The sequence below is a fragment of the Mycobacterium sp. HM-7 genome (assembly GCF_053852335.1).
This window is the reverse complement of the sequence record NZ_CM132657.1, coordinates 1,315,116-1,337,797: the sequence shown is the minus strand read 5'-3', so window position 1 is coordinate 1,337,797 and position 22,682 is coordinate 1,315,116. Positions and strand designations below refer to the sequence as shown.

General features: G+C 66.8%; 25 protein-coding genes and 1 tRNA gene. 9 read left to right on the top strand and 17 right to left on the bottom strand.

From position 1 onward, the window contains the following. Positions 1-3 precede the first annotated feature (3 nt). From thrC to argS, 4 genes are read right to left on the bottom strand one after another with little or no spacing between them, the layout of a single operon-like run. Positions 4-1,071 (bottom strand): threonine synthase, encoded by a 1,068-nt coding sequence (gene thrC / locus ACWW1C_RS06515; protein WP_455982676.1) that lies wholly within the window; start codon positions 1,069-1,071, stop codon positions 4-6. Beyond that, positions 1,068-2,387 (bottom strand): homoserine dehydrogenase, encoded by a 1,320-nt coding sequence (locus ACWW1C_RS06510; protein WP_267315177.1) that lies wholly within the window; start codon positions 2,385-2,387, stop codon positions 1,068-1,070. Before ACWW1C_RS06510 ends, thrC begins: the two co-directional genes overlap by 4 nt. Continuing rightward, the gene (gene lysA / locus ACWW1C_RS06505) at positions 2,384-3,781 is read right to left on the bottom strand and encodes a diaminopimelate decarboxylase (protein ID WP_455982675.1); all 1,398 of its coding nucleotides are present in this window, start codon (positions 3,779-3,781) and stop codon (positions 2,384-2,386) included. Before lysA ends, ACWW1C_RS06510 begins: the two co-directional genes overlap by 4 nt. Next, positions 3,778-5,430, bottom strand: coding sequence for an arginine--tRNA ligase (gene argS / locus ACWW1C_RS06500; protein ID WP_455982674.1), 1,653 nt, complete (start codon positions 5,428-5,430; stop codon positions 3,778-3,780). The genes lysA and argS overlap by 4 nt, the downstream gene beginning before the upstream one ends. A 146-nt stretch (positions 5,431-5,576) precedes the next feature. On the opposite strand from argS, the gene ACWW1C_RS06495 reads away from it, so the two are divergent. Continuing rightward, a tRNA-Arg gene (locus ACWW1C_RS06495) sits at positions 5,577-5,649 on the top strand. 226 nt (positions 5,650-5,875) lie between these two features. Here ACWW1C_RS06495 and ACWW1C_RS06490 read toward each other — a convergent pair. Next, positions 5,876-6,526 carry a DUF1942 domain-containing protein gene (locus tag ACWW1C_RS06490; RefSeq protein ID WP_455982673.1) on the bottom strand — a complete coding sequence of 217 codons (651 nt, stop codon included), beginning with the start codon at positions 6,524-6,526 and terminating at the stop codon, positions 5,876-5,878. A gap of 179 nt (positions 6,527-6,705) precedes the next feature. On the opposite strand from ACWW1C_RS06490, the gene ACWW1C_RS06485 reads away from it, so the two are divergent. Continuing rightward, positions 6,706-7,197, top strand: coding sequence for a hypothetical protein (locus tag ACWW1C_RS06485; protein WP_455982672.1), 492 nt, complete (start codon positions 6,706-6,708; stop codon positions 7,195-7,197). Here the strand turns inward: ACWW1C_RS06485 and ACWW1C_RS06480 are convergent. Then, entirely contained in the window at positions 7,137-8,384 is a 1,248-nt protein-coding gene (locus tag ACWW1C_RS06480) for an amidohydrolase (protein ID WP_455982671.1), read from the bottom strand. The genes ACWW1C_RS06485 and ACWW1C_RS06480 overlap by 61 nt on opposite strands. After that, positions 8,381-9,277 carry an LLM class flavin-dependent oxidoreductase gene (locus ACWW1C_RS06475; protein WP_455982670.1) on the bottom strand — a complete coding sequence of 299 codons (897 nt, stop codon included), beginning with the start codon at positions 9,275-9,277 and terminating at the stop codon, positions 8,381-8,383. The genes ACWW1C_RS06480 and ACWW1C_RS06475 overlap by 4 nt, the downstream gene beginning before the upstream one ends. A gap of 138 nt (positions 9,278-9,415) precedes the next feature. Between ACWW1C_RS06475 and ACWW1C_RS06470 the strand changes: the two genes are divergently transcribed. Genes ACWW1C_RS06470 through ACWW1C_RS06460 form a run of 3 tightly spaced genes read left to right on the top strand, consistent with a single transcriptional unit; the run spans position 9,416 to position 12,262 of the window. Next, positions 9,416-10,729, top strand: a complete 1,314-nt coding sequence (locus ACWW1C_RS06470) for a sensor histidine kinase (RefSeq protein WP_455982669.1) — start codon at positions 9,416-9,418, stop codon at positions 10,727-10,729. Beyond that, the gene (locus ACWW1C_RS06465; protein ID WP_455982668.1) at positions 10,717-11,361 is read left to right on the top strand and encodes a response regulator transcription factor; all 645 of its coding nucleotides are present in this window, start codon (positions 10,717-10,719) and stop codon (positions 11,359-11,361) included. The genes ACWW1C_RS06470 and ACWW1C_RS06465 overlap by 13 nt, the downstream gene beginning before the upstream one ends. Before the next feature lie 19 nt (positions 11,362-11,380). Continuing rightward, on the top strand, positions 11,381-12,262 hold the full coding sequence (locus tag ACWW1C_RS06460; protein WP_455982667.1) for a DUF4097 family beta strand repeat-containing protein: 882 nt from the start codon (positions 11,381-11,383) through the stop codon (positions 12,260-12,262). Here ACWW1C_RS06460 and ACWW1C_RS06455 read toward each other — a convergent pair. Next, positions 12,249-12,746, bottom strand: a complete 498-nt coding sequence (locus ACWW1C_RS06455; protein WP_455982666.1) for a DUF4232 domain-containing protein — start codon at positions 12,744-12,746, stop codon at positions 12,249-12,251. The genes ACWW1C_RS06460 and ACWW1C_RS06455 overlap by 14 nt on opposite strands. Before the next feature lie 20 nt (positions 12,747-12,766). Next, positions 12,767-13,780: a nitronate monooxygenase gene (locus ACWW1C_RS06450; RefSeq protein ID WP_455982665.1), complete on the bottom strand. Its 1,014-nt coding sequence runs from the start codon at positions 13,778-13,780 to the stop codon at positions 12,767-12,769. A 75-nt stretch (positions 13,781-13,855) separates the two neighbouring features. On the opposite strand from ACWW1C_RS06450, the gene ACWW1C_RS06445 reads away from it, so the two are divergent. Then, on the top strand, positions 13,856-14,245 hold the full coding sequence (locus tag ACWW1C_RS06445) for a VOC family protein (RefSeq protein WP_455982664.1): 390 nt from the start codon (positions 13,856-13,858) through the stop codon (positions 14,243-14,245). Here the strand turns inward: ACWW1C_RS06445 and ACWW1C_RS06440 are convergent. Together ACWW1C_RS06440 and ACWW1C_RS06435 are read right to left on the bottom strand one after the other, a co-directional pair. After that, complete coding sequence (locus tag ACWW1C_RS06440) at positions 14,217-14,873, bottom strand: maleylpyruvate isomerase family mycothiol-dependent enzyme (RefSeq protein WP_455982663.1); 657 nt, start codon at positions 14,871-14,873, stop codon at positions 14,217-14,219. The genes ACWW1C_RS06445 and ACWW1C_RS06440 overlap by 29 nt on opposite strands. Then, positions 14,873-15,763: an alpha/beta hydrolase gene (locus tag ACWW1C_RS06435; protein WP_455982662.1), complete on the bottom strand. Its 891-nt coding sequence runs from the start codon at positions 15,761-15,763 to the stop codon at positions 14,873-14,875. Before ACWW1C_RS06435 ends, ACWW1C_RS06440 begins: the two co-directional genes overlap by 1 nt. 77 nt (positions 15,764-15,840) lie before the next feature. Here ACWW1C_RS06435 and ACWW1C_RS06430 point away from each other — a divergent pair, with 77 nt between their 5' ends. Next, complete coding sequence (locus ACWW1C_RS06430) at positions 15,841-16,470, top strand: TetR/AcrR family transcriptional regulator (protein ID WP_455982661.1); 630 nt, start codon at positions 15,841-15,843, stop codon at positions 16,468-16,470. Between the two features lie 20 nt (positions 16,471-16,490). Here the strand turns inward: ACWW1C_RS06430 and ACWW1C_RS06425 are convergent, their stop codons facing one another. The 5 genes from ACWW1C_RS06425 to ACWW1C_RS06405 all read right to left on the bottom strand — a co-directional run bounded on the left by ACWW1C_RS06425 (position 16,491) and on the right by ACWW1C_RS06405 (position 19,485). Continuing rightward, positions 16,491-17,081 carry a DinB family protein gene (locus ACWW1C_RS06425; RefSeq protein WP_455982660.1) on the bottom strand — a complete coding sequence of 197 codons (591 nt, stop codon included), beginning with the start codon at positions 17,079-17,081 and terminating at the stop codon, positions 16,491-16,493. 317 nt (positions 17,082-17,398) lie between these two features. After that, positions 17,399-17,869, bottom strand: coding sequence for an Rrf2 family transcriptional regulator (locus tag ACWW1C_RS06420; RefSeq protein ID WP_455982659.1), 471 nt, complete (start codon positions 17,867-17,869; stop codon positions 17,399-17,401). A gap of 27 nt (positions 17,870-17,896) precedes the next feature. Next, the gene (locus ACWW1C_RS06415) at positions 17,897-18,493 is read right to left on the bottom strand and encodes a cysteine hydrolase family protein (RefSeq protein ID WP_455982658.1); all 597 of its coding nucleotides are present in this window, start codon (positions 18,491-18,493) and stop codon (positions 17,897-17,899) included. 53 nt (positions 18,494-18,546) lie between these two features. Further along, a complete protein-coding gene (locus ACWW1C_RS06410; protein ID WP_455982657.1) occupies positions 18,547-18,819 on the bottom strand; it encodes a hypothetical protein in 273 nt (90 codons plus the stop codon). A gap of 45 nt (positions 18,820-18,864) precedes the next feature. Beyond that, positions 18,865-19,485: a TetR/AcrR family transcriptional regulator gene (locus tag ACWW1C_RS06405; RefSeq protein ID WP_455982656.1), complete on the bottom strand. Its 621-nt coding sequence runs from the start codon at positions 19,483-19,485 to the stop codon at positions 18,865-18,867. A gap of 109 nt (positions 19,486-19,594) precedes the next feature. Between ACWW1C_RS06405 and ACWW1C_RS06400 the strand changes: the two genes are divergently transcribed. Next, on the top strand, positions 19,595-20,521 hold the full coding sequence (locus ACWW1C_RS06400; RefSeq protein ID WP_455982655.1) for a metal-dependent hydrolase: 927 nt from the start codon (positions 19,595-19,597) through the stop codon (positions 20,519-20,521). Continuing rightward, positions 20,514-21,668 (top strand): hypothetical protein, encoded by a 1,155-nt coding sequence (locus ACWW1C_RS06395; protein WP_455982654.1) that lies wholly within the window; start codon positions 20,514-20,516, stop codon positions 21,666-21,668. The genes ACWW1C_RS06400 and ACWW1C_RS06395 overlap by 8 nt, the downstream gene beginning before the upstream one ends. Here ACWW1C_RS06395 and ACWW1C_RS06390 read toward each other — a convergent pair whose 3' ends face one another. Further along, positions 21,669-22,397: a hypothetical protein gene (locus ACWW1C_RS06390; RefSeq protein ID WP_455982653.1), complete on the bottom strand. Its 729-nt coding sequence runs from the start codon at positions 22,395-22,397 to the stop codon at positions 21,669-21,671. Positions 22,398-22,682 lie beyond the last annotated feature (285 nt).

The window sequence follows — 22,682 nt, the reverse complement described above, 5'->3', positions numbered from 1 at the left end:
GCGTCAGACCAGTCCGAGCTGTTCGACCACTGCAGTCGGATCGACCGGGATGGCCTTGACCTCGGGCATGCCCTTGAGGGCGGTGTCGGGATCCTTGAGGCCGTTGCCGGTGACGGTGCAGACCACGGTCGAGCCGGCCTTGACCCAGCCGTCCTCGATGGACTTGAGCAGGCCGGCGATACTGGCGGCCGACGCGGGCTCGACGAACACGCCTTCGGCCTTGGCGACCAGGTGGTACGCGGCCAGGATTTCTTCGTCGGTGGCGGCGAGGAAGCGGCCGTCCGACTGCTCCTTGGCCGCCACGGCACCGTCCCACGATGCCGGAGAACCGATTCGGATCGCGGTCGCGATGGTCTCGGGGTTCTTGACGGGCTCGCCGAGCACCAGCGGCGCCGCGCCGGCGGCCTGCGTGCCGAGCATGCGGGGCAACCGGTCGGAGACGCCGTCACGGTGGTATTCGCTGTAACCGCGCCAGTAGGCGGTGATGTTGCCGGCATTGCCGACCGGCAGCGAGTGCACGTCGGGAGCGGTGCCGAGCGCGTCGACGATCTCGAACGCCGCCGTCTTCTGCCCCTCGATGCGGACCGGGTTGACGGAGTTGACCAGGGCGATGGTCGGGTACTCGGCGGTCAGCTTGCGCGCCAGTTCCAGACAGTCGTCGAAGTTGCCGTCGACCTGAATGATCTTGGCGCCGTGCATGACTGCCTGCGCCAGCTTGCCCATGGCGATCTTGCCCTGCGGGATGAGCACCGCGCAGGTGATGCCTGCGCGCGCGGCGTAGGCGGCCGCAGAGGCCGAGGTGTTGCCGGTGGATGCGCACAGCACGGCCTTCTGGCCGCGGGCCACCGCGTCGCTGACGGCCATGGTCATGCCACGGTCCTTGAACGAACCGGTCGGGTTGAGCCCCTCGACCTTCAAATGCACTGTGCAACCGGTCAGTTCACTCAGCCGCTTGGCGTGGATCAGCGGGGTGCCACCCTCGAGCAGGGTGACCGGTGTCCAGTTCTCCGTGCCGGGCAGACGGTCCCGGTAGGCCTCGATCAGGCCGGGCCACGGCTTGTGCACGCTCATTTACTCGTTCCTTCCATGCGCAGCACACTGTTGATGCTCTGCACCGCTTCGTGATCAGCAAGGGCCGCAACGGTTTCCGACAAGGCTTCATCGGTGGCCCGGTGGGTGACGACGACGATGCGGGCGCCGCTGCGCTGCCCGGACTCGTCCTCCATGCCCTCCTGGCGGACCTCGGCGATGCTCACCTTGCGCTTGGCGAATTCGGCGGCGACGGAGGACAACACACCCGGGATGTCCGCGACGTTCATGCTGACGTAGTAGCGGGTTTCGATGGCGCCGATGGGCGCGATGGGCAGCTTGGCGTACTTGGACTCGCGCGGGCCACGGCCACCCTGTACGCGGTTGCGCGCCGCCATGACCACGTCACCCATGACGGCCGACGCAGTCGGGGCACCGCCCGCACCCCGCCCGTAGAACATCAGCTCACCGGCCGCTTCCGCCTCGACGAACACGGCGTTGAATGCGCCGCTGACCGAGGCCAGCGGGTGCTCGAGCGGCACCAGCGCCGGGTAGACCCGGGCCGAAACCCGTTGCTTGCCTTTGCCTGTGGTGAGGCGCTCGCAGATGGCGAGCAGCTTGATGGTGCAGCCCAGCGCCTTGGCGGACTCGAAATCCGCGGCGCTGACCTTGGTCATGCCCTCGCGGTAGACGTCGTCGGCGGTGACCCGGGTGTGGAACGCGATGGACGCCAGGATGGCGGCCTTGGCGGCGGCGTCGTAGCCCTCGACGTCGGCGGTCGGGTCGGCCTCGGCGTAACCCAGCACACCGGCTTCGGCGAGTGCGTCGGCGTAGTCGGCGCCGGTCTCGCTCATCGCCGAGAGGATGTAGTTGGTGGTGCCGTTGACGATGCCGGCCACCCGCAGCACTACGTCACCCGCGAGGGACTGGGTCAGCGGGCGGATCACCGGGATCGCGCCGGCCACGGCCGCCTCGAAATACAGGTCCACGCGGGCCTTTTCGGCCGCCTGGGCCAGTTCACCGGTGGACTGCGCCATCAGCGCCTTGTTGGCGGTGACCACCGACTTACCCTGCTCCAGCGCGGCCATGATGGCCTTGCGGGCCGGCTCGACGGGTCCCATGAGCTCGATGACGATGTCGACGTCGTCGCGCGAAACCAGCGCCTCGATGTCATCGGTGAGCATGTCGACAGGCACGCCGCGGCCCTTGGCGACCTTGCGCACGCCGACGCCGCGCAACTCGAGCGGCGCACCGATGCGAGCGGCCAGGTCGTCGGCGCTGTCGTTGATGATCCGGACCACCTCGGTCCCGACGTTCCCGAGTCCGAGAACTGCTACGCCGATTGGCTTTTCACTCATTGACCACTCACCTCCAGGCTCAACAGGTCTTCGACGGTCTCCCGGCGCAAGATCAGGCGTGCGTTGCCGTCCTTCACCGCGACGACGGCGGGACGGGTCAGCAGGTTGTACCGGCTGGACATCGAATAGCAGTAGGCGCCGGTGGCGGCGACTGCCAGTAGATCACCGGGTGCGAGATCATCGGACACCCAAGTGTCCCGGACGATGATGTCGCCGGTCTCGCAATGCTTTCCGACGATCCGGGCCAGCGTCGCCGGAGCGTCGCCGGCGCGCGAAACCAGCCGGGCGTCGTACTGGGCGTCGTACAGCGACGGCCGGATGTTGTCGCTCATGCCGCCGTCGACACTGACGTAGCGCCGGTACTTGTCGGCCGACACCGCAACGTCTTTCACGGTGCCGACCTCGTAGAGCGTGATGGTGCCGGGGCCGGCGATGGCGCGGCCGGGCTCCACGACGAGCTTGGGCGTGGGCAGCCCGACGGCCTCGGACTCGGCCTTCACGATGGCTTTGAGCTTGTCGGCCAGTTCCTTCATGGGTGGCGGGTCGTCGCTGGGCAGGTACGAGATGCCCAGTCCCCCACCGAGATCCATGACGGACATCTGCGCGGTCTTCTCGACACCGAATTCGGCGACGACGTCGCGCAGCAGGCCGATGACGCGGTGCGCGGCGATCTCGAACCCGGCCACGTCGAAGATCTGGGAGCCGACGTGGCAATGCAGGCCGACCAGCCGCAGGTTGTCGGTCGCGAAGACCTTGCGCACCGCCTCCATCGCCGCGCCGCTGGCCAGCGAGAGACCGAACTTCTGGTCCTCGTGGGCGGTGGAGATGAATTCGTGGGTGTGCGCCTCGACACCGGGGGTCACGCGGACCAGGACGTCCTGCACGACGCCTGCCGCACCGGCGATGGCCTCCAGGCGCTCGATCTCGATCTCGGAGTCGAGCACGATGTGCCCGACGCCGGCCTTGACCGCGGCGGTCAGCTCAGGGACCGATTTGTTGTTGCCGTGCACCGTGATTCGCTCGGCCGGGAACTCGGCATGCAGCGCCACGGCCAGCTCGCCGCCGGTGGCGACGTCCAGGCACAGGCCCTCCTGCGCGACCCATCGGGCAATCTCGGCGCACAGGAACGCCTTTCCGGCGTAGTGCACGTGCTCGCCGCCACCGAACGCGTCGGCGATCTCGCGGCAACGCGACCGGAAGTCGTCCTCGTCGATGACGAACAGCGGCGTGCCGAACTGCTCGGCCAGTGCACCGACCGTCACGCCGGCGATGCTGACCTGACCGTCCGGGTTACGAACGAGGTTGCGCGGCCAAACATTCGACGCCAACAGGTTGACCTCGTCGGGCGTCCGTGGCTTCTCCGGCACCGCGGTGCCGGTGGACTGCCCGCTCACATCCGCTCCGGAGCGCTGACGCCGAGGATGTGCAGACCGTTCGCGATGACCTGGCGGGTCGCCGCGCACAGCGCGAGCCGCGCCCGGTGCAGGTCGTTGTGCTCTTCGTCGCCCATCGGGAGCACCCGGCAGGAGTCGTAGAACCGGTGGTAGTCACCGGCCAGGTCTTCCAGGTACCGGCACACGCGGTGCGGTTCACGAAGGGCCGCAGCGGTTTTGAGCACGCGCGGGAACTCGCCGATGGTGCGCATCAGCGTGGCTTCGCGATCGTGGCTGAGCAGATCGAGGTGCCCGAGGTCCGACTGCAGGCCGAGGTCGGCGGCGTTGCGCGCCAGGGCCGACAGCCGGGCGTGCGCGTATTGCACGTAGTAGACCGGGTTTTCGTTGGACGCGCTGGCCCACAGCCCCAGATCGATGTCGATGGGGCTGTTCACCGACGACCGGATCAGCACGTATCGGGCCGCGTCCACGCCGATGGCGTCGACCAGGTCTTCCAACGTGATCACGGTGCCGGCGCGCTTGCTCATGCGCATCGGCTGGCCGTCCCTGACCAGGTTGACCATCTGGCCGATCAGCACCTCGACCGTGGCGGGGTCCTCCCCCAGCGCGGCGGCGACGGCCTTCAGGCGGCCGATGTAGCCGTGGTGGTCGGCGCCGAGCATGTAGATGCACAGGTCGAACCCGCGCTGGCGCTTGTCCAGGTAGTACGCGATGTCGCCGGCGACGTATGCCGGGTTGCCGTCGCTCTTGATGACGACGCGGTCCTTGTCGTCACCGAAGTCGGTGGTGCGCAACCAGATTGCGCCGTCCTGCTCATAGATCGAGCCGTTGTCGCGCAACTTGTCGATGGCCTGCTGCACCCGGCCCGAGGTGTGCATGGAGTCTTCGTGGGTGTACACGTCGAAGTCCGTGCCGAAGTCGTGCAGCGACTGCTTGATCGATGAGAACATCAGGTCCACGCCGAGCTCGCGGAAGACTTCCTGGCACTCATCGGCCGGCAGGCTCAGCGCGTCGGGCCGCTTGGCCACGACGTCGGCCGCGATGTCCTTGATGTAGTCGCCGCCGTAGCCGTCCTCCGGCGCCGGCTCGCCCTTGGCGGCCGCAACCAGCGAGCGGGCGAAACGGTCGATCTGCCCGCCATGGTCATTGAAGTAGTACTCACGCGTGACGGTGGCGTCCTGCGTGGCCAGCAGACGGCCCAGCGCGTCACCGACAGCGGCCCAGCGGGTGCCGCCGATGTGGATGGGTCCCGTCGGGTTCGCCGAGACGAACTCCAGGTTGATGCGACGGCCCTTGAGCTCCTCGGACGTGCCGTAGCTGGCGCCGCCGCCCAGGACGTTGAGGACGACGACGCTCTGCGCGGACGCCTCGATGCGCAGGTTCACGAAGCCCGGACCGGCAATGCTCGCGTCTGCGATGCCGTCCGCGTTGATCAGCGCCTCGGCCAGCCATTCGCCCAGGTCACGCGGGTTGACGCCGACCTTCTTGCCCAGCTGCAACGCCAGGTTGGTGGCGTAATCGCCGTGCTCGGGGTTACGCGGACGCTCGATCACCACTGTTTCGGGCAGCGCGGCGAGGTCCAGGCCGTGTTCGACCAGGACCGCGGCGGCGGTGTTCTTTAGCAGTTCAGCCAGATCGGCGGGGGTCACGGGGGTCCATCCTATGGGCTGAGCTGCTCACGCTTGTCATCGGTCGTCCGCTGGTCGATAGGCGGTCCGCACCGATTCGGGAGGCGGGCCACCGATGCGCTAGTCTGTGATCGCCCAACGGCGCCGCTGGCTCGCCAGCATCAAGCGCCCCCGTAGCTCAGGGGATAGAGCGTCTGCCTCCGGAGCAGAAGGCCGCAGGTTCGAATCCTGCCGGGGGCACTTTCCGACCTATCACGTGCGGCTCCGCACGCCTTGTCGCCCAAGAATCCCCAAGCCCTCCGGCGCAGTCTGTTCTCGCCAACAAACTCCGACGACGACGGACCGGATCACGAACCGACGAATCGCAGCACTGGTAGCCGCCCGCTGCCGCCGCACCAGCGGCGTGTGGGACTGCGAGAATCCGCCTGACGTCCGTCAGGAATCGGGCGACTTCTGTTCGTAGGAATCAGCGGCGTCCGCTACCGGAGTTGTACCCCGGCGAAGCCACGTCCGCCGGAGTGAGCTCGAAGGGGGACGGCGCGATGACGTCAGGGGTGAACAGATTGCCGCCCGTCGGCGAACCCTCGGCAGGTGCCGCACTCTCGGCAGGCGGCGCGCTGATGATCTCGCTGGTCCCGACCGGGCCTTCGTCCATGTCCGCGGCGTCACTGGGCGTACCACCAACCGGCGCACCGGGCACCCAGACCATCAGGTCCTGCATGCCGTCGTTGTAGACGACGCTGTTCGGGACGTCACCGACGACGTCGAAGTAGAGCTTTCCGGTCGTCGTCGCGCCGGGAGGTGCCGACGGCAGACCGCCGCCGATCACCCGATAGTTCGCTCCGCTCTCGGCTCGAGCGTTGAAGAACGCGGTGATGGGGTTCGCCCAGCCTCCGAGTCCTTCCACTTTCACGGTCGCTGAGTAGAGCTGGCCGTTGTGGGGCACGGGGTCCGAACTCGGCTTCAGGCCCTTGACCGTGTAGCCGATTTCGTTCAGCGCCTCCTGCTGTCCGAACGGCTTGATGTTGTTGGCCGCCGAAGCCGGACCCGCCGTCACGCCGGCCAAGCCGACCACGATTGCGGCAATGCCGACCGGGGCTGCAAGTTTGATCTTCACCGTTACTCCCCTTCGTGCCTCCAGGCAGTCTCCACGCGGAGGTTACCTCGTTGCACCGCAGGTCAAACGCACTTCGCCCAGATCATCAGTCAGTAATTGCCCGGCTGCCGGGATGTCGACATCCGCTGCGTGCCCAACCGGGATAGGAACGAGCCGAATCTCGAGATCGGAAGGACGTCATGGGCAAGCAATTCGGGTGGGGACGCTTCTTGGGGATCGCGGTGCCGGTGTCGATCCTGACCTTCATTTTGGATGTCGTCTTTCACAAGACGTTGGGGCCGGTGCTGTTTGGCAACAGCTACCCCGCGATCGACTACCCGCAGCGCCCGCTGGCGGAGATCATGGATCTGTTCCCGTTCCTGTTCTTCACCTACCTGCTGCAGCTGACGATGCTGTGCTTCATGTTCTTACGGCTGTACCCGGGCCGCGGGCTGGGCAAGGCGGCGTGGTGGGGCGTCTGGGGCGGGCTGTTCGTCGTCATCCCGAACATGCAGTTCTTCGTCGCGGTCGCGCACACCACGTGGACGATGCTGGTCATCCAGATGATCGAAGCCATCGCACTCTGCGTGCTGGCGGCGTGCCTCTTCGAGATCGCCTACCGCCCAAAGGGTTACAACCAGGCCAACGCTGCCACCACGAGCGCCTCGGTGCCCGTGTCCAGCGTCGGCTGAATGACCGGGCCGAACGTCGGCGAGTGGTTCACCGGGATGTCCTGGCTGATCCGGCCGGCCTCGGCCGCGCGGGTGAACTCGGCGGCATCGATACCGCCGAACATCCAGTAGGTGTACGGCACGCCGAGACCATTGGGGATGTCACTGAAATCCTCACTGGCCGAAGCCGGCGGGATCGTCAGCACCCGGTCGCCAAAGTGCTCGACGAATGCGTCATGCGCACGGGTGGTGGTGGCCTCGTCGTTGTCGGTCACCGGAAACTGGTCGTAGAAATCGAATTCCGGCTCTTTCGGTGAATCCGACGCCTGGCATTCGGCGACGACGATGCGCTTGATCGCGGCGATGACGGCGGTGCGGACCGCTTCGTCGTAGGTGCGCAGGTTCAGTTCGAGCACCGCGTGGTCACCGATGATGTTGCTCTTGGTGCCCGAATTGATACTGCCGACGGTGAGCACGACAGTCTCGGTGGGTGCGACTTCACGCGACACGACCGTCTGGAGCCGGACCACGATCATGGCGGCCAGCACCACCGGATCGATGCAGGCATGCGGCATGGACCCGTGACCGCCGCGCCCGTACACCGTCACGCGGATGCTGTCGGCGGCGGCCAGAACCGGCCCGCTGCGGGTGCCGACCAGTCCGGCGGGCGCCGGGCCGACGTGCTGGCCCAGGGCCACGTCGACCTTGCCGACGATGTCCGCCAGGCCGTCGGCGACCATGCCCGCGGCACCGCCACCGACCTCTTCGGCCGGCTGGAACAACGCGATCGCGGTGCCCTGCCAGTGATCTCGCCCGTCGGCGAGCAGCGCGGCCGCACCGAGCAGACAGGTGACGTGAGTGTCGTGGCCGCATGCGTGCATGACGGGCACGTCCTTGCCTGCGGCATCGGTGGCCCGGACCGTGCTGGCATAGGTCAGCCCGGTAGCCTCGGCGACCGGCAGCGCGTCCATGTCGGCGCGCATCAACACCGAGGCGCCGTCACCGTTGTGCAGAATGCCGACCACACCGGTGCCGCCGACACCCTCGGTCACCTGATAGCCGAGCCCTGTCAGCTTGTCCGACACCAGCTTTGCGGTGCGATGTTCCTGGTGCGACAACTCCGGATGCTGATGCAGATCCCGGTAGAGGTCCTCCTGCCACACCCGCACCTGCGGCAGGCCGGCCAGTACGTCGGACGCACGGGTCATAGGGATGCCTCTCCGGTGAAGTCCCTGACCACGTCGGCCACCCGGCGCAGCTGGTCAATGTCCGAACTGGTCGGAATCAGATGTACCTCGTCGGCACCGATGTCATCGAATTTCTGTAGCACGTCGAGCAATTCGTCCTCGGTGCCGGCCCAGCCCGTCGTCGGCGCCATCGCGTCGACGTACTCCTCGGGAATCCAGTTCATGTACCGGCGCAGGTGACGGTGCACCTGGTTGCGCGGCTCATCACCCTTGCCGAGGGCAAACCAGAACGAGGTGGCCAAGTGCGGCTTGGGCTTTCCCGCCTCGGCCCACGCGGCGCGGGCGACATCGAACAGCTCGCTCTCGCGGTCCACGCTGAGGTCCAGCGTGGTGCCCGCCATCCCGTCGGCCCAATTCGCCGCGCTGCGTATGGTTTTCGAGCCGATGGTGCCGACGAGCAGCTTCGGACCACCGGGTTGTACCGGCTGCGGGCCAACGGGCAGAACCGATTCGGTGAGCTTCTCCCCCGCCCAAACCCGCTTCATCAAGGCGACGCGTTCGGCCATGCCGCGCATGGTCTGGGTCTTGGGGTCGGCGCCGACGGCGTGGTAATCCTCGTGACGGCCTCCGACGCCGATCCCGACGGTGAGCCGTCCACCACTGAGCAAGTCACCGGTGGCCAGCGCTTTCGCCAGCATCACCGGATCATGTAGTTGCGGGACGATCACCGTGGTGACCAGTCGGACCCGGTCCGTCCAGGCGGCGAGCGCACCGAGCAGGGTGAGTGAATCCGGATTGTCGAAAGCGATGCGTTCACCCCAACACAGCGACGAGAAAGGCCCGCCGTCGATCACGCGGGCCCACGCGGTGAGCGTGGCCGCGTCGAGGTTGGACTCCATCACTGGCATCGTCATCCCGATCTGCACACAGCCGATTCTGGCACGCGCGTCCATCGCGAGGTGCGGGTTGGCCTACCGGGCGGGGGTAAACCCCCACAACAGTCGCAGGAAAACGCCGTGTCTCCGGACTCCGCCGGTGCCTAAGTTGGAGGCATGGTCGCAACCGCTACAGGCCCCGCGTCGGCCGAGCCGACATATCCGACACCGGCACCGCCGGTGCAGCGCGCATCAGACCTCGGTGTCGTCCCCACGTCGTCGATGATCGTCGGCGCCGTGGCCGGCATGATCTGGTTCTGGATACCGCTGTCCCTTCTCATCCTCGCCGTCACCTCGATTCCGTCGGTGATCGGAACGGTGTTCGGCGGGGTGTTGTTCGTGTACGCCGTCCGCGCCACCGACCGGGTGGAGCGGGTACGCAGCGAAGCGATCTTCGGCTTCGGAATCGCCGTCCCGTACCGAAAGATGACGCCCTACAGCGGTTTTCAAGGATGGGCGCATCAGCTGTGGTTGGACGTCAGCAGTGGCCGGTTCTGGAAGGTGTTGGCGCACAGCTATCTGCGCATGGTCTTCGACATCTTCGCGGTCGGCTTGGCGTTCGCCCTACTGGCCTTCGCGCTGATCGGTCCTGCCGCGGCCACCGCGATCCACAACAGCGATACCGCCGCCGGGCTCAGCTTCATCTCCCCGCCGCTGTCCTGGCTGCTGGCCGTCATCGCGCTGGCCGCCGCCGGAGCCATCCTGGTGTTCGGCCCCCGCGTGGACGCCGTCATCGACCGGTGGCTGCTGCCGGCGTCCCCGACGGCAGCACTGCAGCACGAGGTCAGCGCCCTGCACCAGGCCCGCCGCGGCGCGGTGTCGTCGGCATCCACCGAACGGCACCGCATCGAACGCGACCTGCATGACAGCGTGCAGCCCCGGCTCGTATCGCTCGCAATGACGATCGGGCTCGCCCAGACCAAGCTCGACTCCGACCTACCCGAAGCCCGCAAGCTCATCGCCGAAGCACACGACGATGCCAAAGCCGCACTCCTCGAACTGCGAAATGTGGTGCGCGGCATCGCCCCGACGATCCTGGCCGACCGCGGGCTCGACGCCGCCCTGTCGGCAGTGGTGCAGCGCACCGAAACCGCGGGCGTGCCGGTGACGCTGGAACTGCAACTGCCGAAACGCTTTTCCGATGAGGTCGAGTCGTGCGCATACTTCGTCGTCGCCGAGTCGTTGACCAACATCGCGAAGCACGCCCGGGCAACCCACGCCGTGGTGACGGTGCGCTACCACGAGCCCACCGACCAGTTGCACATCTCGGTGTTCGACGACGGTATCGGCGGAGCCCAGAGCACTGGCGACGACACGACGGGCCTGCGCGGACTCGGTGAGCGGGTGCGCGCGGCGCGGGGCACCTTCGCCGTCTCGAGCCCCGAAACCGGTACGACGACCGTGACGGCGGTACTGCCATGCGCATTGTGATCGCCGAGGATTCGGCTCTGCTGCGCGCGGGAATCGAGCGCATCCTGATCGACGCCGGCCACGATGTGCTGGCCGGGGTGCCCGATGCCACGGAGCTGCTGCGTGCCGTCAACGAGCATCAGCCAGACCTCGTCATCGTCGACGTCCGGATGCCGCCGACCTTCACCGACGAGGGCATCCGCGCCGCCGCGCTGCTCCGCAGCCAGAATCCCGAGTCGCCGGTTCTGGTGCTGTCACACTATGTCGAAGAACGGTACGCGGCCGATCTGATCACTTCCGACACAAGGGGTTTCGGCTACCTCCTCAAGGACCGGGTGGCCGACGTCCCGGCGTTCCTGGACGCCGTCACCACGGTGGGCAGCGGCGGCACCGTCCTGGACCCCGAAGTGGTGTCACAAATCCTGGTGCGCACGCACCGCCGCTCCACCCTGGCCGTGCTCACCCCACGTGAGCAAGAGGTGATGCAGCTGATGGCCGAAGGCAAGACCAACTCGGCAATTGCCGCGCTGCTGCACATCTCGGTCGGCTCCGCGGAGAAGCACATCGCCTCGATCTTCACCAAGCTGGACCTGACCCCCGACGACAGCGAGAACCGGCGTGTCCTCGCCGTCTTGCGTTATCTCGAATCCTGAAGAGAGAAAAGGACTTTCCATGACTTCGAATCTGGATACCGCACCGCTGGCCGACACCGGTGCGCCGCCTGAGCTGACCCCGGGTGGCCGTTCGGCGATCCGCTCGCTGCTGGTGGTCACCGCCGTCGTGGTGACGCTGTCGGCGGCCGCCGGGATCGGCGGACTGGCCTGGGGCATCAGCTCGGTGCGCGTCGCCGCCGAGTCCGAGACCCTGCCGGCCGACTTCAACTCCCTGACGATCGACACCGGCGACATGCCGACAGCCATCCGGATCACCAGCGACCGCAACGTCAGTGAACCGCGGGTCCGGATGCGCCTGCTCAACACCGCGAAAGACGACCATCAGGCGTTGAAGGTCACCCGGAATGGCAGCGCCGTCAGCCTCACGGTGACCGGTGAGCCGTCCCCGCTGTTCGACTTCGGTCCGCCCGGGGAAATCATGGTGACGCTGCCACCTGACGTCGCACACCGGCTTTCGGTGACCACCAAACAACAGGTCGGCGTGATGCTCAGCCAGACCGACCTGGATCAACTGATCGTGCACAACACCGACGGCGCCGTCGTGCTCGGTGGCAACGCCCGCCGGATCGAAATCCACACGCAGAGCGGCGACATCCAGACCCGCGCCCCGATCGTCGTCACCGATGCCTTCATCGCCGAGTCCACCGACGGACACATCGGCGTGGACTTCCGTGAGGTTGCCCCGCGCACCGTGGACGTCACCAATCGGGACTCGGACATCGACATCACCGTGCCGCCGGGCGGTCCGTACCTGGTTCGGGCACAGGCCGGCGATCACGCGAAGGTGCGGGTTCCGCAGACCGAGGACCCGGCCCGCGCCGTCGCTCAGATCACCGCACGGACCGATGACGGCAGCATCTCCATCGCTACGCGCCGGTGAACGGCCCCACCCGCAACGTCGGGTACGCCGTACTGGCACAAGCGGTATCAGCGTGACCGATGATGACCGGATCGGACTCCCCCGGCAGGTTGACCTGTAAACCGCTGACCGGCACCGCATTACAGTCGGCTGGGAAGTTGCCCGCGTTGACGATGCCGAGGTTCGCCGAGGTCGCCTGACCGGGTGAGATCACCACGACACCGATGATGGATTCCGCGTCCTGGCTCGCGGCGACGCCGACCAGATGGTTGTCGGAGCCCGAGATGAAGGACACCGCCGGATAACCCGACATGCTGCACGGGGCGTCGCCGGTGTTCTTCAGGATCAACGGATAGAACGTGGTTCCGGCGGCACCATCGGGCGGGCCGAGGCTCGGCGTCAATTGCGCACTGGCACAACGCGGAACCTGAACGGGGTCGGCATGGGCGACAGTGATCGGCCAGGCGCACGCCACCGCCAACGGGATCGCGACAACGGTTCGCATGCCTGTTCCTTTCACGACGCTCATCCGAGCCCGGCCATGATGTCGGCGACCGACCCCGACCGGATTCTCCGGAATCCGGTACCCGCCCACACATTTGTCCCGTCCGGATCGCCGGCCGCCACCGCGGCCTTGCGCACCGGGCTGGTGAGGTAGTGCACCTCCGGATAGCCCAGCGGGGCCTGCTCGTCATGCTCGTCGATGAACCGGTTGCGGAGTCCGCGGGCGTAGCGCCCCGAGAATGCCTTGGTGACCACGGTTTCGGTGAACCTCGGGTCGACGAGCGCGGCGCGGTGCACCGGACTGGAGCCGGACTCGTCGGCGAGCAGAAACGCCGTACCGAGTTGCGCGGCCACCGCGCCGGCCGCGATCACGGCGGCGACATCGTCGGCAGTCATCAGCCCGCCGGCCGCGACGACCGGCATTTCCGTGGCGGCGAGCACGTCGGCCAACAGCTCGGTCAGCGGCTGCGTGGCGGGCACGGCCAGCGGGTCGTAGGTGCCGCGGTGGCCGCCGGCGCCGGGGCCTTGCACGGCGAGGGCGTCGACGCCGGAGGCCACCGCGAGCTGGGCCTCGGCCACCGTGGTGACCGTCGCGACCGTGGTGATGCCGGCCTGCCGCAATCGCGCGCACTCGTCGGCGGTGGGTCCGCCGAAGGTGAACGACACGACGTCGGGCCGCAAGTCGGCGACCACGTCGAGCTTGGCCGCCCAATCGTCGTCGTTGAATGTCGGAGCGCCGAGTGCGGTCCCGTACCGGGTGGCTTCGCCGGCGAGGTCGGCGGCGTAGCGCTCGATCTCGCGAGGCGAGACGGTACTGGGTTGGGAGGCAAAGAGATTCACACCCAGCGGGCCGGTGGTCAGCGCGCGGGCGGCGGTGATGCGATCGGCGAGCGCCCCTGCGGTCAGGTAGCCGGCGGCCACGAATCCCAGACCACCGGCCGAGGAGCCCGCCGCGGCCAGTTCGGGCGTCGTCGGCCCGCCGGCCATCGGCGCGACGATCACCGGAACTGCCAGCTCACGCAGGTCGAACGCCATACCTAGATCATGACAGGCACGGACCGCTCACACCGGCAGTGACGCGGCGCGCGTGGACGAGTAGAACAGAGGGATATGGCCATCACCTTCAACCACACCATCGTCCACTCGACCGACCGCTCGGCCGCGGCCACCTTCTTCACCGAGCTCTTCGGATTGCCTTCCGCCCGAGAAGCCGGGCCCTTCCTCGCCGTCGAACTGAACCACGGCGTCAACTTGGATTTCGCCCAGCTGCCGGAGAGCACCGCCGTCCTCCCGCAGCACTACGCGTTTCTGGTGTCGGAGGACGAATTCACCGCGATCTACGACCGGATTCGTGAACGCGGGCTGCAACATTGGGCCGACCCGCGCGGACAGCATCCCGGCGAGATCAATCACAACGACGGTGGTCGGGGCGTCTACTTCCAGGACCCGAGCGGGCATTACCTGGAGATCATCACCCGGCCGTACGGCTCAGGCGGCTGAGCACCCGGTCGGCCAGCAACTCGGCACCCACACCCCGTAGTCGGGGCAACACCTTGGGCCGGTTGCCCAGCACCGAGATCAGCTCGGCGGCGGTGCCTTCCACGGTCGGCCCGGTGTCGCCGTGACGCCATCCGGTGTCGACGGCGACGAGCTGCAGCCCCTGACTGTTGCGGTATGCCGGGACGAACGGGTTCGGAAAAGCCACCTGGGTGTCCAGCACGGCATTCAGGAGCTGGGGCGGGATGTCCGGTTCGCGGCCGACGGCGAACAGGATGTCCAACTCATGGGTGATGTGGTCGCCGATCAGGAGCTGCGCCGGAAAGTACCTGCCGACTCCCGCCGGGCGCGCGCTGACGGCCCGGAAATCGTCCAGCAGACTGTCGATGCCGCAGCTTCGTGCACGTTCCTTGGCGACGGCGGTGTTGGCACGATCGAAGTTCCCGTGCCGCACCAGCGCGCCGAGGAACCCGCCGACCGGATGACTGCACCCGACCACCAGATGCGCCAGCACCTCGCGGTTGCTCCAGTCCGCACAGAGGCTCGGCGCCGCCCATTCGTCGGGTGTCAAGCCGGCGACTACGCCGGCGAAGCGTTCGTCGTTGGCGCGCAACAGATCACGCGCCGACATCAGAGATGCTCCGTCAGGAAGGCGAGCTGGTCGTCGAGCACTCGTCGCACCAGCGGCGGATGGTAGATGGCGAAGTGGTCGGAGTCGTAGTGCCGGGCAACCCCACGCGGCGCCTGATGCGCCACCGCTTCTGCGTAGCGCGGATCCATCAGCGTCTCGTCATCGCAGACGCACACCAGTAGCGGCGCTTGCACCGTCGCCGCGTAGCGCAGCGCCGACCTCGTGATCAACAGTGCGGCGTCGACCGCCGTGATCCGGTTGTCGAAGGTCGCGCCGGCCGGCACCGTCGAGCGCCAGCCGTCCTCCGCACCGGCGACCGTCACGAGTGCGACGGTCCCCGGCTGCCCGACAATGGGCACGTAGCGACGGCTGCGCCGGAACACCGCGCGCACCGCGTCGTCGATGATCGCCGGCGTCAGCCGCAGCGCGCCGCGGAGACCGGCGGTCCCGGCCGCCGCCGGCCCGTGCGTGATGGCACATTGCACCACCGCAGCGGCGATATCGTTCCGGCTGCCGGCCACCCGCACGACGTTCATGCCGCCGAGGCTCGTGCCCCACAAGCCGATTCGGTCCGCATCGACCTCTGGGTGCCGCTGCAGGAAGTCGATCGCGGCGGCGACGTCACGGCATTGTTCGGGAATCGAAATATGTTGCCGCGGTTGACCTCCGGATTCTCCGGTGAACCGGTAGTCGAAGGACAAGGTGGCAATGCCCGCCGCGGCGAAGTGCTGCTCGTACTGCGGCAGCATCATGTCGCGGGTGGCGCCGAGACCGTGGACCAAGACCACCGCGGGGTGCGGCCCTGGCGCCGACGGCAACGTGAGCCACGCGGCACAACGGTCACCACCGCTGACGAAATCCAACCGCTCGACCGGGATCGCTGATGTCATCACAACTCCTCACATAAGTACACTGTACGTATCGACTACACTTCAACACGTACGACGTACTTGTCAAGGGGTTGCTCATGCGCGCACGGTTCACCACGGACGAAATCGCTTCGGCCGCACTGCGAATAGTCGATGAATCCGGTTTGGCGGCGCTGAGCATGCGGTCCCTGGCAGCCGCACTGGGCACCGGGCCGATGACGATGTACAACTACGTCGCCGACAAGGAGGGCCTGGAGGAACTGGTTGTCGCCGCCGTGGCCGCCGGCATCGTCGTGCCCGAACCCACCGACGACTGGGCGGCCGACGTACATGCGACGGCGTCCGCGATGTGGCGCGGGGTGCGCGCCCACCCGGCCGCCATCCCCCTCGTGTTGACCCGGCGAATGGCGTCGGCCACCGGGTTCGCCATCGCCGACGCGCTCGTCGGCGCACTGGGCCGAGCGGGCCTGTCAGACGCCGGCCGGCTCTCGGCGTTTCACGCCGTGCTGGGCCTGGTCACGGGGTCTGCGCAAGCTCAACTGGCCGGACCGTTCTCCGGGGATGCGGCGGAGACTGCGGCCCGCATCGGGTCGGCGGCCGGAGGGCAGTACCCGCACATCGCCGCGCTGTCCGAGGTCGCCACGACCGTGTCGGTCGAAGACGATTTCGACGGCGGGCTACGAATGCTGATCGCGGGGATCGCCGCGGCGGGCAATGCCGTTTCGTGACAACGCAGTCAGCGACATCGTCACTCCTCACCAACGCGAGAATGCTCGATCTGCTCGCGCAGGATGTCGCCGTGACCCGCGTGACGCGCGAAGTCCTCGATCGCGAGCAAGTAGATGAATCGCAGGTTGACCTCGCCAAGGTGCGGATGGGTTCTGATTTCGTCGAGATCGAACTGGGCGGCGATAGCGCGGGAACGTGCACTGGCACTTTCGAATTCGGCGATCACGTCGGCCACCGCCTCATCGCCATCGACGATGAAGCTGGTATCGCCCGCCGTCGTACCGCCGCCGCATTCACTATCCGGGAACCCGCCGAGGATGTGCTGGAACCAGATTCGCTCGGCGACCGCCGCGTGCTTGAGCAGCCCGACCGGGGTGGTCATTGACGCAACGAGGCGGCGACGGGCATCGACTTCCGGCAGTCCGCGCACGGTGTTGACCAGTTCAGCGCGGTTGCGGTCCAGCGCGCTCTCCAACAACCGGCGTTCGGACCCGGTAGTGATTTGCGGTATCGACCATGTCGTCATTGTCAGCTCGATTCTGTTGGCGTGGATATCGAAATATTCTGTTGTGCTTGCGATTTCAGGTGCCGAATAGTTGCACTGCGGCATCGGCCGATGGTCTTCGGCCCTGAAGGTGAAAGTGCGGCGAGCGCGTGAGATGTGCGGAGCCGCACAAACGGTTCATGCCGGCCGGCAATTCAAGCCACGGCCTACGCGCCTGATCTCAAGGAACAAAGCCTTGCCGGGACCAGCGCTGCGTCCGAGGTTATCAGGCCGTCCGTCGCACGTAGATCGACGATCGCCGGAAACTCGCCCGAGAGGAATTCAGTCCGGCCTGGCGCACGCTCGGCGGCCGCGAAGGTGCGCAAAATGCACACCAATTGCGGCGTGTTGGCGTACAAACGCGGCCGCTCGCGCGAAGTCGGCTAGGAGTGGCCGCGGCGGGCTTCCTGCGTGCGGTAGTCGCCGGCCAGCTCGCTGACGTGGTCGGGCAGGTTACCGGCGGCCACGTCGGCGAGGCTGGTCTGTTCGAGCACCGAACGCATGCTGGCGCGCAGGGCGCGCCACACATCGGTGAGCGACGCCGTCGGTCCGGAGTACGGCAGGTCGCCGAGGCCCATGTCCCGCACGCTCGCCAATGGACCGTCGATACAGCGCAGGACATCGGCGATGCTGATGTCCGCGGCCGGCCGGGCCAGCTCGTAGCCGCCGTCGCGGCCGCGGTGGCTGCGCACCAAACGGTCGGTGCGCAGGTTGGTCAGGATATCGACCAGGAACTGCGCGGGGATGCCTTGTGCCTTGGCCAGGTCCTCGGTTTTGACCAGCACGCCCGTCTCGGCGGCGGCCAATTCGACCATGGCGCGGACGGCGTACTCCGCCTTGGCTGACATCCGCATCAGCCAATCATGCCATTCCAGGCCGGATTAGTCCGGAATACCGGCCGCGTTGGGTGCCACCACCGCCACCAGATCGGCCAGCCCCGCGAGGCTCGCCGCCTGCAGCGCCGCGGCCGGCACGGCCTGACCGTCGGGCCCGGCCAAGGTGCGGGTCGCCGTCGCCGCGGCCACGACCGTCGGCGCGTACCCGAGGCTGAACGCACCGCGTGCGGTGGAGTTCACGCACATGTGCGTCATGAACCCGGCGAGCACCAGGTTCGACGCGCCGAGGCCCTTGAGCCGCTCATCCAGATCGGTCTGCACGAACGAGTTCGGGAACTGCTTGACGATCACCGGCTCGTCGCCGCGCGGAGCCACCCGGTCGACGATCGCACCGATATCGGCGCCGATGTCGTACAGCGAACCCGGCCCGTCATCGTGCTGGATATGGATGACGGGAATGCCTGCGGTGCGGGCACGGTCGAGCAACGCGGCGGTCTCATCGAGCGCGGCCTGCACGCCCTCGAGCTCCATCACCCCTTGCGTGTAGGTGTTCTGGCAGTCGATCAAGACCAGAGCCGAGTCCGCCAGACGAACCGGTTCGACGGGGAGGCTGGACAATTCACGCAGGGTTGGGCGAGTCATCTTGTGAGCCTAGTGGCTCAAAGATGTTTCCAGGAGCCGATTTTCGTCGGCAGTCAGTTGTTGCCGTTGATCCCCGGATGCAGACCGGGTGCCACGTTCGGCGCGCCCGGCGCGGTGACGCCCGGGCTGAACAGGTTGCCTCCGGTCGGGCTGATGCTCTTCTCGGTCGGCACCACCGAAGCAGACGTCGACGGCGTGGTCGTCGTGGTGGTCGACGGCGACTGCCCGCCGTTGTTGCTGCAGCCTGCGGTGAGCACGCCCATCGCAAGGAGGGCGGCCCCGCCGGCCGCGGCCATCAAACGACGAGTGGACAGATGTGTGCTCATACCAACACAAAGTAGCCCTGACCGGCGCTGATCGCCACCGCTGGCTCAGCCGGCTCCGGCGGACCGCTGGCCGAGAATCGCCGCGCCCAGCCAACGCCGGATGAAGGACCGCAACTCGTCGGGAGTTCGGCCGTCCCCGGCCGGCGCGAGAAAGTAGGACAGCATGATGCGCAGCGTGAATTCGACCAGCTCGCGCAGCGCCGCGTCGTCGTATCCGTAGTCGGCCCAGTCGACATCGAATCGGGTGATCATCTGCATGCCGAAGTCCTGCGCCTCGGCAGAAGCCATGTCGCTGCTGTGCGCGCCGACGTACGGCGCCGACATCAGGATGCCCAGGTGTGGTGTCCGGGCCACGGCGTCGAGTGTGTAGAGGACACCCTCGGTCATCGCGTCCGCGGGATCATGAATCCCCCGCACGTGCTCGCTGAGCTGATCCAGGAAGCCTGCGACCGAAGCGATGGCGGCGGCCCGCATCAGCTCGTCGGCCGTCGGAAAGTACCGGTACACCGTCTGCCGGATGACACCGAGCGACTCGGCGACATCGGCGATGGTGATCGCGGTGCCCGTCGCGGACAGCAGCTCGACAGCCGCGGCGACGATCCGCCGGGTCGCCTCCTCGTCATCGGCGGGCGGCTCCCCAGCCCAACCGCGACGTTTGCGTGCCATCCGCCGGACGGTACACGGCTGACATCGCCGCGGGCATTGACGGATGCGAGCCGACACTGTAACCATACACAGGCGACATAGTTTGTATGATTACTGATCGAGGTGCCCAATGACCGATCTCCAGGTCCGCAAGATGCGGTTCGCTTTCGCGGACCACCCCGTGCCGTTCCTCTGGAACGAGACCAACCCCGCGTTCTCCGCAATGGCAAATGCCGTGTCCTTCTTGGCAATTGCGTTCGAGAAGATGATCGTCAGCACCATGGCCGAGGCCAAGCCGCTGCTGACCGACCCGGTGATCGCCGAAGAGGCCGACGCCTTCGTCCGGCAGGAGGGGCAGCATTCGATGGCCCACCGGGCACATGCGCGCGGCCTCATCAAGGCCCATCCGGAGCTCAAAGAGACCCTCGACGAGGTCATCGCCGCGTTCGACGACCTGGTCGCCAACAAACCCCTCAAATACCGGCTGGCCTACACCGCCGACCTGGAGGCGACGTTCACGCCGGTCTTCAAGTTGATGCTCGACCATGACGACACCCTGTTCGCACCGGGCGACGACCGCGTCGCATCCCTGTTCCTGTGGCACTTCGTCGAAGAGGTCGAGCACCGCAGCTCGGCGCTGATCATCTACAACGGCCTCGTCGACGATCCGTGGTACCGCATGCGGGTGGCGCCGTCGATCTTCAAGCACGTGATGGACTGCATCCGCATGGCGTGCAACGGGTTCAACAAGCATCTGCCGCTGGAGGTACGCAAGGTCGACGCGCTGTCGGCGTTCGCGCTGGAACGCCGCAAGAACACGGTGTTGAAGCGGCTGGGCCGGATTCCGGACTTCGGACCGTTCACCAGCGCGTTCCACGATCTCCCGGTCCGCGAGCAATTGACTGCGCTGTCGGGCATCGTGCGCAGCCAGATCCCGGGCCACAATCCGGAGCACGAGAAGCTGCCCGCGCTGGCGGCCGAGTGGTTCGAGCGCTATGACGCCGGCTACGACGTCACCCACTGGTACACCGCCGGAAAGCAGGCCGCCAATGTCTGACCTGTGTTCCTCGACTTTCGCAGACCTTGCCGGGCGCCTTGGGTTTTCCTGCCAGACCGCCGGCGGCCTGCTCGAGGTCCGCAATCCCCTGCAGCTGGAGAACTGGACCCTGCCGGTCCTCGAGCTGACAGTCATCACCGGCGCGATTCTGGCGCTGGTCTACGCAATCATCCGGTGGCGCAGACACGGTGACGCCACCAACATCGCGCTGTGGTTCGGCGCGGTGGCCTATCTGCTGATCATCGAACCGCCACTGTACTTTCCGGCGGCGTTCGGCATCGCCGACCGCGTCGACACCATGTTCGCGCACAACGTGTTCACGGTGGACTTCCTGTGGGGCCGGCTGCCGCTGTACATCGTCGCGATCTACCCGATGATGGCGACCGTCGCGTTCGAAATCGTCCGCAGCCTAGGGATTTTCCGCCGCTACGGCACCCTGGTCGGCGCCGTGTGCGTGGGGTTCGTCCACCACGCGTTCTATGAGATCTTCGACCACCTGGGCCCGCAGCTGCGGTGGTGGGAATGGTCGGTGCACAACCCGATGAACCAGCCGATGTTCGACTCTGTGCCGCTGCCCAGCGTGGTGGTGTTCGCGGCGCTGTGGCCGATGTCGCTGGCGTTGTGTGTGCAGTTCTTCGTGGGCCGCCACGCGGACCGGGGCCGCCGCTTCACCGGTATCCAAATCCTCTGGCGCACTGTGGTGGCCGGGGTGCTGGCGTCGTTGGGCACCGCGATCCTGCCGCTGCCCGCGACCGTCATCGGCGGCGTGACCGGCAGCAGCACCGCCGGCGGCATCGCCTACGCGGCCGAACTGGTGGCCGTGTGCGCCGTGGCGGTCTGGGCGCTCGTCTCCCAGTGGCGGCGGCTGCGTGGGACCGTGGCCAGCCCGACCGAGCCGCGGTACACGAGCCCGTCCTGGTTGATCGGCTACGCCGTCGCCTACCTGGTGGTCATGGCGGCGCTCTGGCTCAGCGCGCTGCCGGCATACTTCGGCGCGGGCAACGGCGTTACCGCGCATGGGGATCCGATCGGCAGCCTGTGGTACACCGTGATGTGCTTTGCCATCGCGGTCCTGTGCATCGCCGCGGTGCGCACCGTGGCGCCGGCGCCGCAGAAGGAACGGCTCTCGGTGGCAGCCACGAGCTGACTATTCGTAGTGATCGATCCAGTCACGAAGGTGAACCTCGTAGGTATCAAGACCAGCCAGCGCGACCGGAGAGTCACGGTAATCGCGGCGTGCATCCGCCAAAAACACCAACGCATCGGCGGAACCCAATTGCCCGCCCATCTCAGTCGGGTAGCGCTGGTCGGGTTCCCCTGTTGTCGCCCAACGGAGTTGATGATTGTCAACAAAGGTTCTGACTGCGGCCATCGCACGCAAGTGCGCGTCGACCTCTGACAGCCGAGCGCCGTAGATTTCATGCGAGATCCGGGCACCGCCGAACGCGGCTTCCAGCGATGGCTCCTCCGCCCCTGCAGCGGCGATCGCATCCCAGATCGGTTTCGAGATGAGCGCATGGACGATAGCGTCTTCGTCGAGCGCAGCCATCGGTGACAGGTAACCGTCCGCGATCTCGTCACTCATGGTCCCTGTCCGTTCGCAGAGCCCGAGTAGCACTTCGATGTCGTCGATCGCCTCGACGTAGTCGTCGTCTTTCCCGGTGTGCCACCTGCCCACGAACCGGCCAGCGCGGTGCTGCTGAACGAAATAGTCGAGCACCAATTGAGTACCAGCGTCTTCGTCTACACCGTCGATGGTGCCGAGCCGGTCATACGTCCCCGAAATACCATGGGATATCGGCTCATATCCCTCGGGCGTCTTTCGTAGGATGACAGCGACAGCCCCGCCATAGTTGAGGTCGACACCGGTCAGCATGCAATTGCAGTCAAAGAACCCCACATCAGCATCCTGACACGGCTCAGAGTTCGGTCCCGACGCCAATCTTTGACTCAGCGCGTTGAGTGCGAACCTACGCACATGCCTACTCGAACTACTACGACGTCAGTTCGCACTCAACGGCCGCGCGAATCCATTGCTTCAATCACGAGGCACTTTCGACCGTGCCGGTTGAAGCCAGGTACTTTTTCGGGCAGTGAGAGGTCCCTGAGTGCAATATCGGGTGGCAGATCACCACTTCGATTGCACTCAGGGACTTTCCCG

Excerpts from the sequence above, each read along its gene's own strand:
- ACWW1C_RS06400 (WP_455982655.1), top strand. The coding sequence starts at position 19,595 with ATGACCGATCTCCAGGTCCGCAAGATGCGGTTCGCTTTCGCGGACCAC.
- ACWW1C_RS06465 (WP_455982668.1), top strand. The coding sequence starts at position 10,717 with ATGCGCATTGTGATCGCCGAGGATTCGGCTCTGCTGCGCGCGGGAATC.
- ACWW1C_RS06480 (WP_455982671.1), bottom strand. The coding sequence starts at position 8,384 with ATGACCCGTGCGTCCGACGTACTGGCCGGCCTGCCGCAGGTGCGGGTG.
- ACWW1C_RS06445 (WP_455982664.1), top strand. The coding sequence starts at position 13,856 with ATGGCCATCACCTTCAACCACACCATCGTCCACTCGACCGACCGCTCG.
- ACWW1C_RS06470 (WP_455982669.1), top strand. The coding sequence starts at position 9,416 with ATGGTCGCAACCGCTACAGGCCCCGCGTCGGCCGAGCCGACATATCCG.
- ACWW1C_RS06510 (WP_267315177.1), bottom strand. The coding sequence starts at position 2,387 with ATGAGTGAAAAGCCAATCGGCGTAGCAGTTCTCGGACTCGGGAACGTC.
- ACWW1C_RS06415 (WP_455982658.1), bottom strand. The coding sequence starts at position 18,493 with ATGACTCGCCCAACCCTGCGTGAATTGTCCAGCCTCCCCGTCGAACCG.
- ACWW1C_RS06410 (WP_455982657.1), bottom strand. The coding sequence starts at position 18,819 with ATGAGCACACATCTGTCCACTCGTCGTTTGATGGCCGCGGCCGGCGGG.
- ACWW1C_RS06455 (WP_455982666.1), bottom strand. The coding sequence starts at position 12,746 with ATGCGAACCGTTGTCGCGATCCCGTTGGCGGTGGCGTGCGCCTGGCCG.
- ACWW1C_RS06405 (WP_455982656.1), bottom strand. The coding sequence starts at position 19,485 with ATGGCACGCAAACGTCGCGGTTGGGCTGGGGAGCCGCCCGCCGATGAC.
- ACWW1C_RS06430 (WP_455982661.1), top strand. The coding sequence starts at position 15,841 with ATGCGCGCACGGTTCACCACGGACGAAATCGCTTCGGCCGCACTGCGA.
- ACWW1C_RS06425 (WP_455982660.1), bottom strand. The coding sequence starts at position 17,081 with ATGCCGCAGTGCAACTATTCGGCACCTGAAATCGCAAGCACAACAGAA.
- ACWW1C_RS06450 (WP_455982665.1), bottom strand. The coding sequence starts at position 13,780 with ATGGCGTTCGACCTGCGTGAGCTGGCAGTTCCGGTGATCGTCGCGCCG.
- ACWW1C_RS06390 (WP_455982653.1), bottom strand. The coding sequence starts at position 22,397 with ATGCTGACCGGTGTCGACCTCAACTATGGCGGGGCTGTCGCTGTCATC.
- ACWW1C_RS06435 (WP_455982662.1), bottom strand. The coding sequence starts at position 15,763 with ATGACATCAGCGATCCCGGTCGAGCGGTTGGATTTCGTCAGCGGTGGT.
- ACWW1C_RS06485 (WP_455982672.1), top strand. The coding sequence starts at position 6,706 with ATGGGCAAGCAATTCGGGTGGGGACGCTTCTTGGGGATCGCGGTGCCG.
- ACWW1C_RS06460 (WP_455982667.1), top strand. The coding sequence starts at position 11,381 with ATGACTTCGAATCTGGATACCGCACCGCTGGCCGACACCGGTGCGCCG.
- ACWW1C_RS06440 (WP_455982663.1), bottom strand. The coding sequence starts at position 14,873 with ATGTCGGCGCGTGATCTGTTGCGCGCCAACGACGAACGCTTCGCCGGC.
- ACWW1C_RS06395 (WP_455982654.1), top strand. The coding sequence starts at position 20,514 with ATGTCTGACCTGTGTTCCTCGACTTTCGCAGACCTTGCCGGGCGCCTT.
- thrC (WP_455982676.1), bottom strand. The coding sequence starts at position 1,071 with ATGAGCGTGCACAAGCCGTGGCCCGGCCTGATCGAGGCCTACCGGGAC.
- ACWW1C_RS06475 (WP_455982670.1), bottom strand. The coding sequence starts at position 9,277 with ATGACGATGCCAGTGATGGAGTCCAACCTCGACGCGGCCACGCTCACC.
- ACWW1C_RS06420 (WP_455982659.1), bottom strand. The coding sequence starts at position 17,869 with ATGCGGATGTCAGCCAAGGCGGAGTACGCCGTCCGCGCCATGGTCGAA.